This is a genomic window from Maritimibacter sp. HL-12 (assembly GCF_900177545.1).
Classification (GTDB): domain Bacteria; phylum Pseudomonadota; class Alphaproteobacteria; order Rhodobacterales; family Rhodobacteraceae; genus Sinisalibacter.
Genome location: NZ_FXBQ01000001.1, coordinates 2,043,399 through 2,059,259, shown reverse-complemented (window position 1 = coordinate 2,059,259; position 15,861 = coordinate 2,043,399). Strand labels below are relative to the sequence as shown.

Below are 15,861 nucleotides of genomic sequence, written 5' to 3'. Positions count from 1 at the left end.
CTCAGGATATTGCGCAATACGGGACCAAACCGATACCTGCGACGGAGACCGAGATGCCCCACGTTTTGCCCGCCAAGAGCCGCCCGGACCTTTCCGGCTTCACTTGGGAAGACCCGTTCCGCCTCGACGACCAGCTCGAGGAAGACGAGCGCATGATCCGTGACTCCGCCCGGGCTTATGCGTCCGAGAAACTCGCGCCGCGGGTGATCGAGGCCTTCGAGACCGAGGCGACCGATCCGGGCATCTTCCGCGAGATGGGCGAGATGGGGCTTCTCGGCGTCACCGTGCCGGAAGAATACGGCGGGCTCGGCGGCTCCTATGTCAGCTATGGCCTCGTCGCGCGCGAGGTGGAGCGGGTTGATTCCGGCTATCGCTCGATGATGTCGGTTCAGTCGAGCCTCGTGATGTATCCGATCTATGCCTATGGATCGGAAGAGCAGCGGCGGAAATACCTTCCCGGGCTGGCCTCGGGCGAATTGATCGGTTGTTTCGGCCTGACCGAACCCGACGCAGGCAGCGACCCGGGCGCGATGAAGACCCGCGCCGAGAAAACCGCCACCGGCTACCGCCTCACCGGCACCAAGATGTGGATTTCCAACAGCCCGATCGCGGATGTCTTCGTGGTCTGGGCCAAGTCGGACGCCCATGGCGGCAAGATCCGGGGTTTCGTGCTGGAAAAAGGCATGGAAGGGCTGTCGGCACCCAAGATCGCGAACAAGCTCTCCTTGCGCGCCTCGATCACCGGTGAAGTCGTGATGCAGGGCGTCGAGGTGGGCGAGGAGGCACTCCTGCCCAACGTCGAAGGGCTGAAAGGCCCGTTTGGCTGCCTGAACCGGGCGCGCTACGGCATCTCCTGGGGCGTGCTGGGGGCGGCGGAGTTCTGCTGGCACGCAGCACGGGCCTACGGGCTCGACCGACAGCAGTTCGGCAAGCCGCTCGCAGGCACGCAGCTCTACCAGAAGAAACTTGCCGACATGCAGACCGAGATCGCGCTCGGGCTTCAGGCGTCGCTCAGGGTGGGCCGGCTGATGGACGAGGGAAAGGCCGCGCCGGAGATGATCAGCCTGATCAAGCGCAACAATTGTGGCAAGGCGCTCGACGTCGCCCGCCACGCCCGCGACATGCACGGCGGCAACGGCATTTCCGGCGAGTTCCAGGTGATCCGCCACATGATCAACCTCGAAACCGTCAACACCTACGAGGGCACCCACGACGTGCACGCCCTGATCCTCGGGCGGGCGCAAACCGGGTTGCAGGCGTTCTTCTAACGCATCGAGCGGGGTGCGCTCGGGGTGCCGGGGATGCCCCAGTAGGCGGCGATATCGACCATCAGGGCATAGCTGCTGCGATAGGCGAAGCCGGGGCCACGGTTGCCCAGCACATAGGCGACGACATCGAGCCGTTCGCCCCGGATCGCTTGCGCGGCGACATCGTCAGGCAGGATCGTGTCGGCGCCGTAAACCTCGCGCCGATTGAGCGCGATCCCGGGCATGGCATATTCCACGAGCCCGGTGCAAACCCAGCGTTCGCGCGTTGGATCGAGGCCCAGCGCGTAGTTGAACGGCTTGCCGATCTCGGAAAAGAGCCGCGCGGCGGCGAGGCGACGCTCGCCCTGTGCGAGCCTCGGGCGCATCACGAGCACACGGTCGGTTTCAAACACCTTTCCGGGGGCAGACAGCATGACTTCGGGCCAGACGCTTTCGATCATCGTCTTGCCGGCGCGAATGTCGGCGCGATGGGGCGCGATCTCGGGCAGGTGCCACAGCCCGGCCGCGCGCAGTTGCGCCTCGGTGCCGAGATAGACGAGGGTATGGCTGAACCTTCCGGGCATCAGGCGGCCGACCTTGTACGAGGTATTGCCCACGTTCACGATGTCGAGCGGCCGCAGGTGTGACAGGATCGCGTCAAGAGCCTCGGGTTTGCCGGTGAGCCGCCCGGGGTAGGCTTCTTCTTCGTAATCCGAGTAGGCAAGCGCCGAGACCGTGGGGCCAAGATCGTTGCCCAGCGTCATGGCCAGCCGGGCGACGGGAGCAGGATAGAATTTCTCGGGTTCGAAGCAGCATTCGAATGTTGCCGCGTCGAGCGCCTTGGCGTCTTCGGGAAAGCTCGGGCCGAAATCCGGCTGCGAACACGCCCCCAGCACCGCGGCACCGGCAAGCGCGGCAAGGGTCCGGATCGACGGGATCAATTTGCGAAAGTGCGCCATGGGCGGTCCTGTGGCCGGTTCGTAACCAGACTACCGCAGCGCCGCGCACCTGCCAACTCACGCTTCAGGCACAGGCCCCCAGAACGCGGCGATGTCTTCCATCACCGGGCGCTTGCCCTCGACCACGAAGCCAGCGCCTTTCACACCGCGGACATGCTCGACGAAGGTGAGCCCTTCACCCCTGATCCCCTGCGCCACCATCGCATCGGGCATCACCGCCGGCCGGCCATAGGCGATCGTCTCGTCGAAGGTGATCCAGGGCATGGCGTATTCGATCAACTCGGTGCAGGCGAGATCCTCGGTGGTGCGGTTGTCGAACCAGTAGTCGAACGGCACACCAAGGCGCGACACACCCCGGCGCGCGGCCTCGCGGCGCTTTGCGATGGAGAGCTTGGGGCGCAGGATCGCCACCGCGTCGGTTTGCAGGATCTTCGCCGGTTCGATCATCCGCACCACCGGGCGAAAGGCTTCGAGAATGATCCGTCCTGCTCGGATATCGTCGTGCAGCGGGCGGATCGCGGGATCGTTCCACAGACCAATCTTGCGCAGTTCCGCCTCGGTGCCAAGGTAGATCGCCGAATGCGTGAAACGACCGGGCACGAAACGCCCGCCAATATAGGTCTTGTTGGCGAAGAGCAGAAGATCGAGCGGGCGCGCGGTGTTGACGATATGGGCATGGGCCTCGTCCTTGCCGGTGAGCGTTCCGGGCGTTTCCGCGGTATCGAGCGGGTTCAACTCCAGCGCAACGGGCGCGATCGCGAGCGAAAGGTTCGCGATGGGTTCGGGCCAACGCTCGGGATCGTGGCAGCAGGTGAAGGTCTGCGGATCGGCATCGGGTGGCAGGCCGGCATAGTCGCGATGCACCTGCGGCAGCCCACAGCCGGCAAGCCAAAGGGCGAGAGTGAACAACGCGATCTGGCGCATCAGCCTGTCTTTCATTTGCTTTGCACGCGTGCGCCGTGCAAGCGTCTTTTTCAATGCGCTCATTTCACCAGAGGCCCCGCCCCGGTGCAATCGCGAAAGCGCTGGACCCGGGCGGCGGGCGGCGCAAAACTCCACCGGCAACAACAAGGGGATGCCGATGAAACCCGACCGCCCAGACCACCCGGCCCCCAGCGATGCCGATGCACGGCGGGCCGTGCCGCCGGTATTGGTCTACCGCCCGGAAACCTTGCCCGCGCCCGGCCTCGACCAGATCCGCAAGGCACGCGGAATGGCGGAGAAGGTGGCCGATCTGCTGGTGCCGCCGCGCGAGGCACGCGCCTTCGAGGTGCCAGCGGGGAGTTTTTTCCGGATCAGCTCGGTGGAGGGGCCACAGGTGGGCGATCTCAATCTCTGGAACGCCCATGACATCTCGGAGCGCTTCTTTTCGGGCAAGACCCGGGCGTTGCACGGCACCCATGTTTCCACCGGCGACAGGCTGTGGTCGTGCCTGCCCTTCCTGCGCCCGTTGGCAACGATCACCGACGACACGCTCGACTGGTATGGTATCGACGCCGATGGCGGCGCGGTGCATGACGTGATCGGCACCCGCTGCGATCCCTACACCCATTGCCTGCTCACCGGCGGCACCTACCACCATTGCTGCCACTCCAACCTCACCCGCGCGCTGGCCGATCACCTGCGCCTGCCGCTCCGGGAGGCCGAATGGCACGTTCACGACGTGCTCAACGTGTTCATGTGCACCGGCTTCACCCGCGATACCGGGCAATATTTCATGAAAGCGAGCCCGGTCAGGCCGGGGGATTACATCGAGTTCTTCGCCGAGATCGACCTTGTGGGCGCGCTGTCGGCCTGCCCCGGCGGCGATTGCTCCACCGGGCATTCATCGGACGAGGCCGCCTGCTATCCGCTGCTCGTGGAGGTATTCACCCCGCCTGAAGGCGCGCTCAAGGACTGGGCCTCGCCGCCCGCGAACGGCTACGACCGCAGCCACGGGCGTTGAGTGCCGGGGGGCCTCAGCAATAGCGTTCGATGCCCATGAGTTGCTGGTAGGAATAGCGGTCTCCCATCGCCCAGCCCGGCGGCATGATCCGGGCCAGCTCGGCCCGGTCATCGTCGCTGAAGGCAATCTCGGCGGCACCGATCCAGTCGCGCAGATGCTCGGGGCTGCGGGTGCCGGGGATCGGGATGAGGTGGTCGCCCTGATCGAGCGTCCAGGCCACCGCTGTGGCCGCCGTTGTCCAGCCACGGTCGTGGGCGAAGGCCCTGAGCGCACGCACATGATCCATGTTGTGGGCGAAGTTGCGGCCGATGAACCTCGGGTTGGGTTTGCGAAAATCGGTGTCCTTGAAGCTGTGCGGATCGAGATCGGTATCGCCGAGAATACCGCGCCCGAGCGGCGAGAACGGCACGAAGGCGGTGCCCAGTTCGGCGCAGGCCCGGATCATTCCGAGCTCCGGCTGGCGCGTCCACAGCGAATACTCGCTCTGGACCGCCGCCACATGCGCCACCGTCGCCGCGAGCCGCAGCGAGGCGGGCGATATCTCGGAATAGCCGAAAGCCCCGATCAGCCCTTCCTCGCGCAGGGTTTCCAACGTTTCCGTGACCGTCTCGATCGGGATCGACCAGTCGCGCCGGTGAATATAATAGAGCTCCACGCTCTCGACACCGAGCCGTTTCAGCGAGCCCTCGACAGAGGCGCGGATGTGTTCCTCGGAATTGTCGTTGGTGCCGCGCGGCGCCCCCAGCACAATACCGCCCTTGGTGGCGATCTTGAAGCGTTGCCCGCGCGCCTTCTGCCAGTCGCCGATGATGGTTTCGCTCAGGCCGGCACCGTAAAGTTCGGCGGTGTCGAGAAAATCGATCCCCGCCTCCCAGGCGGCATCGAGCGTGGCAAAGCTCTCCTCACGGCTGGTTGCGCCGTAGAACCCGGCAAAACTCATGCAGCCCAGCCCAATTGCCGACACCTCGGGGCCGTTCCGGCCCAGCAGACGTTTCTTCATGCCATGTCCCTCAGATCACGAATTCACCGTCGCGCATGATCGCATGCCGCGTGCCATCGGGCGCGATGCCGGTGACATTGAGCGCCGGCGAGCCGATCATGCAATCCATGTGGATGTTGCTCTTGTTCATCCCCGCGTCCTCCGGGCTTGCCCCTTCGGCAAGGTTCATCGCATAGGCGTTGCCAAAGGCGATGTGGCAGGCGGCGTTCTCGTCGAACAGGGTGTTGAAATAGAGCACGCCGGAGCGCGCGATGGGTGAGCTTTCGGGCACCAGCGCAACTTCCCCGAGGTGCGACGCGCCCTCGTCGGTGGTGAAATAGGCACGTGCCACGTCTGCGCCCTTGTCGGCCTCGATCGACACCGCGCGCCCGGCTTCAAAGGTCACCACCAACCCCTCGACGATGCTGCCGCCGATCACCGCGGGCTTGGTGAACACCGCGCGCCCCTCGGTGCGGGCACGGTCGGGCATGGTAAAGATCTCCTCGGTGGGCAGGTTGGGCGCATAGGTCGTGCCGTCCTCGAGCTTCTGCGCACCGCCCACCCATTTGTGCCCGCGCGCCAGCCCAACGGTGAGATCGGTGCCGCCGCCCTCGAAATGCAGCGCGTCGAGCGCGAGGCCCTGAAGATGCGCGCGGCGGCGCTCAAGCTCGGCGAAGTTTTCTCGCCACGCGGCCACGGGATCGTCACGGTCGAGCCGAAGGGCGGCAAAGACATGCCCCCAGAGCGCTTCGACCGCCGCTTCGGGCGCAAGATCGGGGAACACCTGCCGCGCCCAGCCCTCGGTGACGAAGGGCACGATGTTCCAGTTTGTCGCCCCGGACGTGACCGCCTCCAGCATCGGCCGCGCGGCCGAACTCAGGGCCTTGTTGGCGCGCGCCACCTTCTCCGGATCCTGCCCCGCCAGCAGCCCCGGCGTACCGCCCGCGATGGCGAGCCGCGCCGCGCCGCGGCGGTAGGCCCCCGCCATCGCATCGTAGAGCCAGCCCGGCGCGGTTTCGAGCGCCACATCGGTGCCGTGGGTGTAGCGCGCGAGCGTGCTTTCATCATCGGCGTAGAGCGCGAGCACGTTGGTTGCCCCGGCGGCGTAGGCCTCGCGGGTGATCCGCCGCACCAGACCGATCGCGCCGATATCGGCTGTAAGCACCAGTTCCTGGCCGGGCCGAAGCCCGAGGCCAAATTGCACGCAAAGCCGCGCGAGGCGGTCGAGATTTTCTTCGGTATTCATATCTTCCTCACACAAACGCCGCTTCGAGGGCAATCTCGATCATGTCGCCGAAACTCTGCTCGCGCTCCTGCGCGGAAAGCGGCGGCACCTCGGTGACGAGATGATCCGACACGGTGAGCACCGCCAGCGCACGGGCACCATGACGGGCGGCAAGAATATAAAGTTCAGCCGCTTCCATCTCGACCGCGAGCACGCCGTGGCGCGTCATCTGCTCGTTCAGGTCGGGGCGTTCGTCATAAAACACATCGGCCGAATAGATCCCACCCACATGGGTGGTCACATCGCGTTTCAACGCGGCCTCATAGGCGGCGGAAAGCAATCCGTAATCGGCGCAGGGGGCGAAATCGAGATCACGGAGTATTCCGATCGAAGGGGTAGAAATCGTCGTCGCCGTCATCGCCAGCACAACGTCGCGCAAGCCGATCCTTTCTTGCATCGCGCCACAGGAGCCGACGCGGATCAGGGTTTTCGCGCCGTATTCCCGGATCAGCTCGTTGGCATAGATCGACAGACTCGGCATACCCATGCCCGAGCCCTGAATCGTCACCCGGTTGCCGCGCCATGTGCCGGTGAAACCCAGCATGCCGCGCACCTCGTTCACCAACTTCGGGGAGTCGAGAAAGGTCTCCGCAGCCCATTTCGCCCGCAGGGGATCGCCCGGCATGAGAACGGTTTCGGCAATATCTCCGGGCTGCGCCCCGATGTGGATGGTCATTGTTCGCTCCTTGGCTGATGGCGCCGACTATACCCGCGTCATCAGCCAAGGAAAGTCGAAGTGTCAGATCAACAGATCGTCTTTCGAACCACCGGCGGCAAGATGGGCCTCGACCCATTTCGGGGCGCGGCCCCGGCCTGTCCAGGTTTGCTCGGGATCGTTCGGGTTGCGGTATTTCGGTGCCACCTTGGCCCGACCATCGCCCTTGGGTTTTTTCGCTGCCGCCGGTTTTGCGGGCGTCGGTTTCTTCGCAGTGGAGCCGTCAGTCAACTCTTCGAGAGAAAACCCGTGTGCCTTGGCCGCCTTTTTTGCGGCTTCCAGCGCCGCGCGTCGTTCAACGTCAGCAACTTTCGCAAGTGCTTTTTCAACTTCGCCGCGAAGCTTTTCGAGTTCCCGGCGGGACATCTCTTTAAGATTGAATTTCATGTTATTCGGATCCTTTCTTCAGCCCTTGAGTCTGATATACATCAACACAAAACAAGGCAAAGGAATTCTTATTTCCAGCCACGCATTGAATTTGGCAGGCCGACGAGGCTGGTAATGCGAGTATAAAGAACAGACGCGGACCGGGGTATCAGGAGCGGATGAAAAAACCCGCTTGCGCGTCGTCCGGAACGGCGGGCGTGGTTTCGACCCGATCGACGCGCGCCATCGCGGGCCCCTTGTGCAGGGATGCCAAAATTTCGGCAATGCGCGCATCGTCGCCCTCGATCAGCGCCGTTACCGCGCCGTCGGCCTCATTGCGCACCCAGCCCTTGAGGCCAAGCCCTTCGGCCCGGCGACGTGTCCAGTCCCGGAACCCCACACCTTGCACCCGACCGGTGACACGAACGTGAAACGCCGCACGCATCACTCGGCCGCCTGCGCTCTCGGATCTGCGAGGGTGACGATATCATTCATGATTGTATTCAACTGGAAATCCTTGGGCGTGTAAACCTTGGCCACCCCCATGGCGAGGAGCCGTCTTGCGTCGTCGTCGGGGATAATCCCGCCAGCAACCACTGGCACATGGCCCAGCCCTTCGGCGCGCATCCGCGCGATCAATTCCTCGATCAGCGGTATATGCGAGCCCGACAGGATCGAAAGCCCCACCACATGCGCGCCATCCGCCTTGGCGGAGGCGACGATTTCCTCCGGCGTGAGGCGAATGCCGTCATAGGTGATATCCATGCCGCAATCGCGCGCCCGCGCGGCGATCTGCTCGGCACCGTTGGAATGACCATCGAGCCCGGGCTTGCCGACGACAAACTTGAGCCGCCGCCCGAGCAGGTCTGACACGGCATCGACCCGGGCGCGGATTTCGTCCAGCCCTTCGGTGCGGTTCGACGGGTTCCGGCTGACGCCGGTGGGCCCACGATACTGCCCGAAAGTTTCGCGCACCGCATCGCCCCATTCGCCGGTCGTCGCCCCGGCCTTCGCGGCGGCGATGCTCGCGGGCATGATGTTTTCGCCCGACGCCGCAGCCCGCCGCAACGCGGCCAGCGCAGCCTGCACCGCCGCCTCGTCGCGCGCCGCGCGCCAGGCTTCGAGCCGGGCGATCTGGTCGGCCTCGGCCTCCGGGTCGGCAAGCATGATCGCCTCGGGGCCGGAGGTGAGCGGCGAGGGCGCGGCTTCCGTCCACTTGTTCACGCCGACGACGGTGGTTTCCCCGGCCTCGATCCGGGCGATGCGCTCGGCATTGCTCTCCACCAGCCGCGATTTCATGTAGTCGATCGCTTCCATCGCGCCGCCCATCGCGTCGATCTGGGCAAGCTCCGCCCGCGCGCCCGCCTTCAGCTCCTCGACCTTTCGCTCGATCGCGGGGTTGCCGTCGAAAATATCCTCGTATTCCAGAAGGTCGGTCTCGTAGGCGAGGATCTGCTGCATGCGGAGCGACCATTGCTGATCCCACGGCCGGGGCAGGCCCAGCGCCTCGTTCCAGGCCGGGAGCTGCACCGCCCTTGCACGGGCGTTTTTCGAGAGCGTCACCGCGAGCATTTCAAGCAGGATCCGGTAGACGTTGTTTTCCGGCTGCTGCTCGGTCAGCCCCAACGAATTAACCTGCACGCCGTAGCGGAAACGGCGGAACTTTTCTTCTTCCACCCCGTAGCGCTCACGGGTGATCTCATCCCACAATTCAACGAAGGCGCGCATCTTGCTCATCTCGGTGATGAAGCGGATGCCCGCGTTCACGAAGAACGAGATCCGGCCCACCATCTGCGGAAAATGCGCCGCGGGCACCTTGGTGCGCAGATCGTCGAGCACGGTGGTCGCCGTGGCCAGCGCGAAGGCCAGTTCCTCCTCCGGCGTCGCCCCCGCCTCCTGCAGATGGTAGGAACAGATATTCATCGGGTTCCACTTCGGCAGGTGCTCGCGGGTATAGGCCGCGACATCGGTGATCATCCGCAGGCTTGGTTTCGGCGGGCAAACGTAGGTGCCGCGCGAAAGGTATTCCTTGATCAGGTCGTTCTGCACCGTGCCTTGCAGCTTCGATATGTCGGCCCCCTGCTCCTCGGCGGCGGCGATATAGAGCGCGAGCAGCCAGGGCGCGGTGGCGTTGATCGTCATCGAGGTGTTCATCTGTTCGAGCGGGATGTCCGCGAACAGCATCCGCATGTCGCCCAGATGCGCGACCGGCACACCCACCTTGCCGACCTCGCCGCGCGCCAGCTTGTGATCGCTGTCGTAGCCGGTTTGCGTGGGCAGATCGAAGGCCACGGAAAGCCCCGTTTGCCCCTTGGCGAGGTTGGTGCGGTAGAGCGCGTTCGAGGCACGCGCGGTGGAGTGGCCGGCGTAGGTGCGGAACAGCCACGGCCGATCGGCTGGGCGATCGGCCCCGGGCGTTTTGCGATCACGGGTCGGGGTCTCGGTCGGCATGGTGTGACTCGGGCTCCATGTTGCAGTGCAGCATTTCTGCCGCAAGCAACAAAATTACTCAAGCCCGTTTATCGCGAGAACATCATTGCGCGCGGTATTTCGCACCGACTTTGCCTGCCGCGTCCAATCTGGCTGGACCGGGCAGGCTTTTGGTGAAAGTCTCGCGCAATGACCCGCACGGTGGAACTTCCTCTCTGGGCGCTCGTGCTGATCCTGGCCTTCGCCACGGTCACTTTCGCCTCGCATTTCCTGTTTCCCTCGGTGCGCTGGTTCTTTCGCAAGCGGCTGGAGCGCGCGGTGGCTGAGCTCAACACCCGGCTGACCCGCCCGATCGAGCCGTTCAAACTCGCCCGCCGGCACGACATGATCCAGCGGTTGATCTACGATCCGAAGGTGGCCGAGGCGATCTCCGATCACGCCCGCCAGACCGGCGTGCCGGAACAGGTCGCCTTCGAGACCGCCCGCCGCTATGCCCGCGAAATCGTGCCGCGGTTCTCCGCCTCGGCCTATTTCGGCTTCGCGATCCGGGTGGCCAAGCTGCTCAGCCGCGCCTTCTACCGGGTGCGGCTCGGCGCTTTCGACGAGGCCGGGCTGGACAAGGTCGATCCAGACGCCACGGTGATCTTCGTGATGAACCACCGCTCCAACATGGATTACGTGCTCGTCACCTGGCTTGCCGCCGAACGCTCGCACCTGAGTTACGCGGTGGGCGAATGGGCGCGGCGCTGGCCGCTCAGGGCGCTGATCCGGGCGATGGGCGCCTATTTCATCCGCCGCCGCTCGAAGAACGGGCTCTACCGACGGGTGCTGTCGCGCTACGTCCAGATCGCCACCACGAGCGGCGTGACACAGGCGATGTTTCCCGAGGGCGGGCTGAGCCTCAACGGCGCGGTGGGCACACCGCGCATGGGGCTCTTGAACTACATCGTCGAGGGGTTCGAGCCTGATCACGGCCGCGACGTGGTGTTCATCCCGGTGGCCCTCAACTATGACCGCGTGCTGGAAGACCGGGTACTGGTCGCTGCCGACATATCCGGTGAGCGCAAGTTCCGCCTGCGCCTGCGTGACGTGGCCCGCCATGTTGGCAAGCATTTCTGGCAGCGGATGACGGGACGGTTTCACCGCTTCGGGTATGCCAGCGTGAGCTTCGGGCAACCGTTGTCGCTCTCCGGTTTTCTTGCCGCCAACCCGAACCTGACCGGCGCCCCCACCGGATTACTTGCCCGCACCCTGATGGCACGGATCCGCGCCGTGGTGCCGGTGCTGCCGGTGCCGGTGGTCTCGGCGGTGATGCTGGAACAGGATGGCCGCACGCGGGCCGAGGTTGCCGCGCGCTTTGCCGAACTGGTCGATGACATGCGCGCGCACGGGGCGCATATCCACATGCCGCGCGGCGATCTGGACTATGCCGTCGAGGTCGGGCTGCGGCTGCTGGCCCTGCGCCAGATTGTCACCGAACGCGACGGGCGCTTCTGCATCAACCCGCCCGACCGCGACCTGCTGACCTATTACGCCAATTCCATCGCGCACCTGTCGCAGGCGATCCCGACGCCGGTCGGTCACGTCGCCCCGGAGCCGGATTCGGTGACGACATAAAATTACAATATGTACTCAAAGATGGTTGCAATCTTACTGTGGCGTTCGTAATGCTGCAGGAGCATCCGCAATTCTGCATTGCGGCAAGAGATTCGATGTCAACCAATGGAGGCCCCCATGGCACTCGACAAGATCCCGGCCATCGCGGACTACGACGCACCGAAGAAAGACCTCTACGAGATCGGCGAAATGCCCCCGCTCGGCCATGTGCCGAAGCAGATGTATGCCTGGGCGATCCGTCGTGAACGGCACGGCGAACCCGACAAGGCGATGCAGGTCGAGGTGGTGGACGTGCCGGTGCTCGACAGCCACGAGGTGCTCGTTCTGGTGATGGCGGCGGGGGTGAACTACAACGGCATCTGGGCCGGCTTGGGTGAGCCGATCTCGCCCTTCGACGTGCATGGCGCAGCGTACCACATCGCCGGGTCGGACGCTTCGGGTATCGTCTGGGCCGTCGGTTCCAAGGTCAAGAGCTGGAAGGTTGGCGACGAGGTCGTGGTCCATTGCAACCAGGACGACGGCGACGACGAGGAATGCAACGGCGGCGACCCGATGTATTCGCCGAGCCAGCGGATCTGGGGATATGAGACCCCCGATGGCTCCTTCGCACAGTTCACCAACGTGCAGGCGCAGCAGCTTCTGCCGCGCCCCAGGCACCTGACCTGGGAGGAAAGCGCCTGCTACACGCTGACGCTTGCCACCGCTTACCGGATGCTCTTCGGCCACCACCCGCACGAGCTCAAGCCCGGCCAGAACGTGCTGGTCTGGGGCGCTTCGGGGGGACTGGGCTCCTACGCGATCCAGCTCATCAATACCGCGGGGGCCAATGCGATCGGCGTGATCTCGGAGGAAGACAAGCGCGACTTCGTGATGAGCATGGGCGCCAAGGGCGTGATCAATCGGAAAGACTTCAACTGCTGGGGCCAGTTGCCCAAGGTCAACACCCCCGAATACAAGGACTGGTTCGGCGAGGTCCGCAAGTTCGGCAAGGCGATCTGGGAGATCACCGGCAAGGGCGTGAACGTCGACCTGGTGTTCGAGCACCCCGGCGAGGCGACCTTCCCGGTCTCCACCTTCGTGGTCAAACGCGGCGGCATGGTGGTGATCTGCGCCGGCACCACCGGCTTCAACCTGACGATGGACGCGCGCTATGTCTGGATGCACCAGAAGCGCATCCAGGGCAGCCATTTCGCCCATCTCAAGCAGGCCGCGGCGGCGAACCGGCTGATGGTCGAACGGCGGCTCGACCCGGCAATGTCGGAGGTGTTTTCCTGGGAAGACATCCCGGCCGCGCACATGAAGATGCGTCGCAACGAGCACAAGCCGGGCAACATGGCGGTGCTTGTGCAAGCCCCGCGCACGGGCCTGCGCACCTTCGAGGATGCCCTCGACGCGCGCGGCTGATCGCAGCCCGCGCGCAGGGAGGAGAGGGGCCTCCGGCGAAAGCCGGGGGCCTTTGCCGTTCCGGATTTCACTATTCCTTAACCAGCACACCCTGAAGTTGTTCCCGAGATGTTCGCAAAACGAATCACCAGCTTGCCCAGCCGCGGCAGAGCGGCGGAATCACGGTCTTTCAAGCCGTTCTCGCGCTTGAACCCGCCGGATATGGGGAGGTCAAACCAGTGAATTGGGGAAAATCGGCGCACATGTTAAAGTTGTGGGCCACTTCGGACGATGGGAGCTTTACATGCCGAACGAATGGATCATTGATATTCTGGCCGACCTCAAGGCCTTCGCCGAGTTGAACGGAATGGCGGCCACCGCGGCCGGGCTCGACGATGCGATGCTCGTGACGCTGGCCGAGCTTTCCAGCCTCGAAGCCCGTGGCAGGTCCGGCGAGGGTGCGTTGGTTCGGGCGGGGCATGAACAGAAGGCTGGAAACGTTACTCACCTTTTTGCAGGCCGCGGCCTCGCTTGAGGCGTTCCAGACCGCCACAGAACGTGCCCGCGACCACTACAATGTGCGCCATGTCGTCTATCACTGGGTCAATGCCGAGGGCGAACGCTTCGGCGCGGGCACCTACCCCGGCACCTGGGTCGATCGTTACGTCGAACGCGGCTACCTGCGGATGGACCCTGTCATCTTCGGCTGTCTGCAGCGTTTCACCCCGGTGGACTGGAAACAGCTCGACTGGTCATCGAAGGCGGCACGCGCGATGTGGCGCGACGCACGCGCGCATGGCCTAGGCAACCAGGGCTACACCATCCCGGTGCGCGGCCCGGCGGGCCAGTTTGCCCTGTTCACCCTGAACACCGACGAAAACGACGACGCATGGGAAACGTTCATCGACACCAACGCCCGTGACCTGATGATCCTTTCGCACGAGTTCAACAAAAAGGCGCTAGAGTTCGGCCCCAGCGGCGAGAACGCCACCCCGCCCTCGCTCAGCCCGCGCGAACTGGCGGCGATGCGCTGCCTCGCACGCGGCTTGAGCCGGGCGCAAGCGGCGATGGAACTGGAAATCTCGGAGCACACCCTCAGGGTGTATATCGAAAGCGCCCGCCACAAGCTCGGCGCGCTCAATACCACCCACGCCGTCGCCCGCGCGCTCTCGACCGGGGTCATCATCGTCTGAGCATCAAGCCGTGCGCCATGCCTCGATCGCGCGCACCACCACCGCGGCCTCGTTCCAGTCCACCGGGGTTTCGGACAGCGGCACGATGCCGCCGTCGCCCTGCACCAGCACCGCCCGGAACAGGCCCGGCCCTGGTGCTTCATCGAGCGGCACCGCCGCACCCTCGCGCCCTGCACGCCGCACCTCGGCCCGCGCGCCCTCGTCGAGCGGGTGAACCGCCTCCGCCCGACCGCGCAACCCGCGCCGGGCAATCACCACGCGCCCCGCGTGACGGTCGAGCGTGATCGCGCGCGTCTCGACAAAGAAAAAGGCGTAGACCGGCCCGGATGCGGCAAAGACCAGGAACAGCACGCCCGCGTCGTTGTCGCGGAGGAAGAAGACCAGGGCGAGCACACCGAAAACGCCAGTGGCGAGGGCCGATAGCAGGATCTCGCGGCGCGGCTTCGCTTCGAGCACAAGGAGCTCGGCGGTGTTCGTGGTCGGGATCATCTGAACCTCGGCGGTGGATACAGGGTCATCCTAGTGGCGCGGCAACCCGGCGACCAGCCGCACGCGTGCGGTCACGCGCCGCGCCTCACCTGCCCGCGTGCAGCATCAAGCCAATGGTTGATCGCCTCCGCCGCGCGCTGGTGCCCACTGCCATTGGAATAGGCAAAAGTAACCGGGTGGCGTCCGACGCTCGGGCCTTCCTCGATCACCAGCGCAACCCGCCACAGGGGCCCGCCATCGTCGGACCGGCTTTCCTCCAGTTCGGCGCGGGCGATTTCCTCCAGCCCGTGGCGCACACGGTTGCCACCGAAGAGGTTGCGGCGGCGGACCTCGACATAGCCCTCGGGCCGGTGAAACACCACCTGCACCCTGCGGACAAAGACAGCGAAGGCGGCAAGCCCCAAGCCGCCGCCGAACAATCCGAACAGAATGCCCAATGGCTCGCCCGACATCACGATCATCACGCCCGCGCCCGCGAAAACGAGAATGAAGAAGATCAGCATGATGCCGAGAAACAGCGGTTTGTCGTCGACGATGAGAAGGTCGGGGGTGTTCGTGGTGACTTTCAAGGGGCGGGCCCTCCCGGTGTCCGGGCCCAGTATAGCGCGCCGCGGTGGCGCGCGGAAGGGCGACGGCGCGCCGCCCTTCGCTTGCCGTGTCAGGCGGCGATCGCAGGCGCCAGCAACCGGGCGGCAGCGGCGACTTTGCCCGCATCCAGTTCGGCAGGGACATCGAGGAAGGTAACGTCGGTGATCCCGATGAAGCCGAGCACGAACCGCAGGTAGGGTGTGGCAAAATCGTTGTCCGCGCCCGTTGGCGTGCCCGCAGATGCGCGCAGCACCAGCGCGCGCTTGCCGGTCAGAAGCCCTTCCGGGCCGGTCTCGGTATAACGGAATGCAAGCCCCGCCCGCGTCACCTGGTCGATCCAGGCCTTGAGGCTTGAGGGGATGTTGAAGTTGTAGGTCGCGGTGGCAATCACGAGGGTATCGGCGGCCTTGAGCTCGGCGAACAACGCGTCGGACAAGGCAAGCGCCTCGGCCTCCTCGGGGCTGCGATCGTCGGCGGCCTTGAAGGTGCCGGAGGTGTAGGCGCCGGTGATCTGCGGCACGCCATCGGCAAGATCGCGGCGCGCGATCGAGGCCCCCGGCACCTCGGCAAGGACTGCGTCGGCGAAAGCGCGCGAGGCAGAGTCGGCGTGACGGGCCGAGGCGTCGAGGCGAAGGATATTCTGGGTCATGACATGGCTCCTGTTT

At 65.0% G+C, this 15,861-nt stretch carries 17 protein-coding genes; 6 read left to right on the top strand and 11 right to left on the bottom strand.

The window, feature by feature from the left end:
• Positions 1-53: 53 nt before the first annotated feature.
• Positions 54-1,268 (top strand): acyl-CoA dehydrogenase, encoded by a 1,215-nt coding sequence (locus B9Y97_RS10350; protein WP_085526661.1) that lies wholly within the window; start codon positions 54-56, stop codon positions 1,266-1,268.
• On the opposite strand, the gene B9Y97_RS10345 is transcribed toward B9Y97_RS10350, so the two are convergent.
• Together B9Y97_RS10345 and B9Y97_RS10340 are read right to left on the bottom strand one after the other, a co-directional pair.
• Positions 1,265-2,206: a hypothetical protein gene (locus B9Y97_RS10345; RefSeq protein WP_085526660.1), complete on the bottom strand. Its 942-nt coding sequence runs from the start codon at positions 2,204-2,206 to the stop codon at positions 1,265-1,267. The two genes, B9Y97_RS10350 and B9Y97_RS10345, sit on opposite strands and share 4 nt — an antisense overlap.
• Before the next feature lie 57 nt (positions 2,207-2,263).
• Entirely contained in the window at positions 2,264-3,145 is an 882-nt protein-coding gene (locus B9Y97_RS10340) for a C40 family peptidase (RefSeq protein ID WP_176224343.1), read from the bottom strand.
• A gap of 142 nt (positions 3,146-3,287) precedes the next feature.
• Between B9Y97_RS10340 and B9Y97_RS10335 the strand changes: the two genes are divergently transcribed.
• Complete coding sequence (locus tag B9Y97_RS10335) at positions 3,288-4,151, top strand: urea carboxylase-associated family protein (RefSeq protein WP_085526658.1); 864 nt, start codon at positions 3,288-3,290, stop codon at positions 4,149-4,151.
• 13 nt (positions 4,152-4,164) lie between these two features.
• On the opposite strand, the gene B9Y97_RS10330 is transcribed toward B9Y97_RS10335, so the two are convergent.
• From B9Y97_RS10330 to B9Y97_RS10305, 6 genes are all read right to left on the bottom strand, one after another.
• On the bottom strand, positions 4,165-5,151 hold the full coding sequence (locus B9Y97_RS10330) for an aldo/keto reductase (protein ID WP_085526657.1): 987 nt from the start codon (positions 5,149-5,151) through the stop codon (positions 4,165-4,167).
• A gap of 10 nt (positions 5,152-5,161) precedes the next feature.
• Positions 5,162-6,376, bottom strand: a complete 1,215-nt coding sequence (locus B9Y97_RS10325; RefSeq protein ID WP_085526656.1) for an aminopeptidase — start codon at positions 6,374-6,376, stop codon at positions 5,162-5,164.
• A gap of 7 nt (positions 6,377-6,383) precedes the next feature.
• Complete coding sequence (deoD, locus tag B9Y97_RS10320) at positions 6,384-7,091, bottom strand: purine-nucleoside phosphorylase (protein WP_085526655.1); 708 nt, start codon at positions 7,089-7,091, stop codon at positions 6,384-6,386.
• A 63-nt stretch (positions 7,092-7,154) separates the two neighbouring features.
• Positions 7,155-7,517 (bottom strand): H-NS histone family protein, encoded by a 363-nt coding sequence (locus B9Y97_RS10315; RefSeq protein ID WP_085526654.1) that lies wholly within the window; start codon positions 7,515-7,517, stop codon positions 7,155-7,157.
• Positions 7,518-7,665: 148 nt separating this feature from the next.
• The gene (locus tag B9Y97_RS10310; protein WP_085526653.1) at positions 7,666-7,941 is read right to left on the bottom strand and encodes an acylphosphatase; all 276 of its coding nucleotides are present in this window, start codon (positions 7,939-7,941) and stop codon (positions 7,666-7,668) included.
• Complete coding sequence (locus tag B9Y97_RS10305) at positions 7,941-9,947, bottom strand: protein meaA (RefSeq protein ID WP_085526652.1); 2,007 nt, start codon at positions 9,945-9,947, stop codon at positions 7,941-7,943. Before B9Y97_RS10305 ends, B9Y97_RS10310 begins: the two co-directional genes overlap by 1 nt.
• Positions 9,948-10,115: 168 nt before the next feature.
• Here B9Y97_RS10305 and B9Y97_RS10300 point away from each other — a divergent pair, with 168 nt between their 5' ends.
• The 4 genes from B9Y97_RS10300 to B9Y97_RS10285 all read left to right on the top strand — a co-directional run bounded on the left by B9Y97_RS10300 (position 10,116) and on the right by B9Y97_RS10285 (position 14,119).
• Positions 10,116-11,543: a 1-acyl-sn-glycerol-3-phosphate acyltransferase gene (locus B9Y97_RS10300; RefSeq protein ID WP_085526651.1), complete on the top strand. Its 1,428-nt coding sequence runs from the start codon at positions 10,116-10,118 to the stop codon at positions 11,541-11,543.
• A 117-nt stretch (positions 11,544-11,660) separates the two neighbouring features.
• Positions 11,661-12,947 carry a crotonyl-CoA carboxylase/reductase gene (gene ccrA / locus B9Y97_RS10295; RefSeq protein WP_085528208.1) on the top strand — a complete coding sequence of 429 codons (1,287 nt, stop codon included), beginning with the start codon at positions 11,661-11,663 and terminating at the stop codon, positions 12,945-12,947.
• Between the two features lie 283 nt (positions 12,948-13,230).
• Entirely contained in the window at positions 13,231-13,461 is a 231-nt protein-coding gene (locus tag B9Y97_RS10290) for a hypothetical protein (protein ID WP_085526650.1), read from the top strand.
• Positions 13,406-14,119, top strand: a complete 714-nt coding sequence (locus B9Y97_RS10285) for a helix-turn-helix transcriptional regulator (protein WP_085526649.1) — start codon at positions 13,406-13,408, stop codon at positions 14,117-14,119. The genes B9Y97_RS10290 and B9Y97_RS10285 overlap by 56 nt, the downstream gene beginning before the upstream one ends.
• A 3-nt stretch (positions 14,120-14,122) precedes the next feature.
• On the opposite strand, the gene B9Y97_RS10280 is transcribed toward B9Y97_RS10285, so the two are convergent.
• From B9Y97_RS10280 to B9Y97_RS10270, 3 genes are all read right to left on the bottom strand, one after another.
• On the bottom strand, positions 14,123-14,608 hold the full coding sequence (locus B9Y97_RS10280) for a hypothetical protein (RefSeq protein WP_085526648.1): 486 nt from the start codon (positions 14,606-14,608) through the stop codon (positions 14,123-14,125).
• Between the two features lie 71 nt (positions 14,609-14,679).
• Entirely contained in the window at positions 14,680-15,177 is a 498-nt protein-coding gene (locus tag B9Y97_RS10275; RefSeq protein WP_085526647.1) for a hypothetical protein, read from the bottom strand.
• 89 nt (positions 15,178-15,266) lie between these two features.
• Positions 15,267-15,845, bottom strand: a complete 579-nt coding sequence (locus tag B9Y97_RS10270; protein WP_085526646.1) for an FMN-dependent NADH-azoreductase — start codon at positions 15,843-15,845, stop codon at positions 15,267-15,269.
• Between the last annotated feature and the right edge of the window lie 16 nt (positions 15,846-15,861).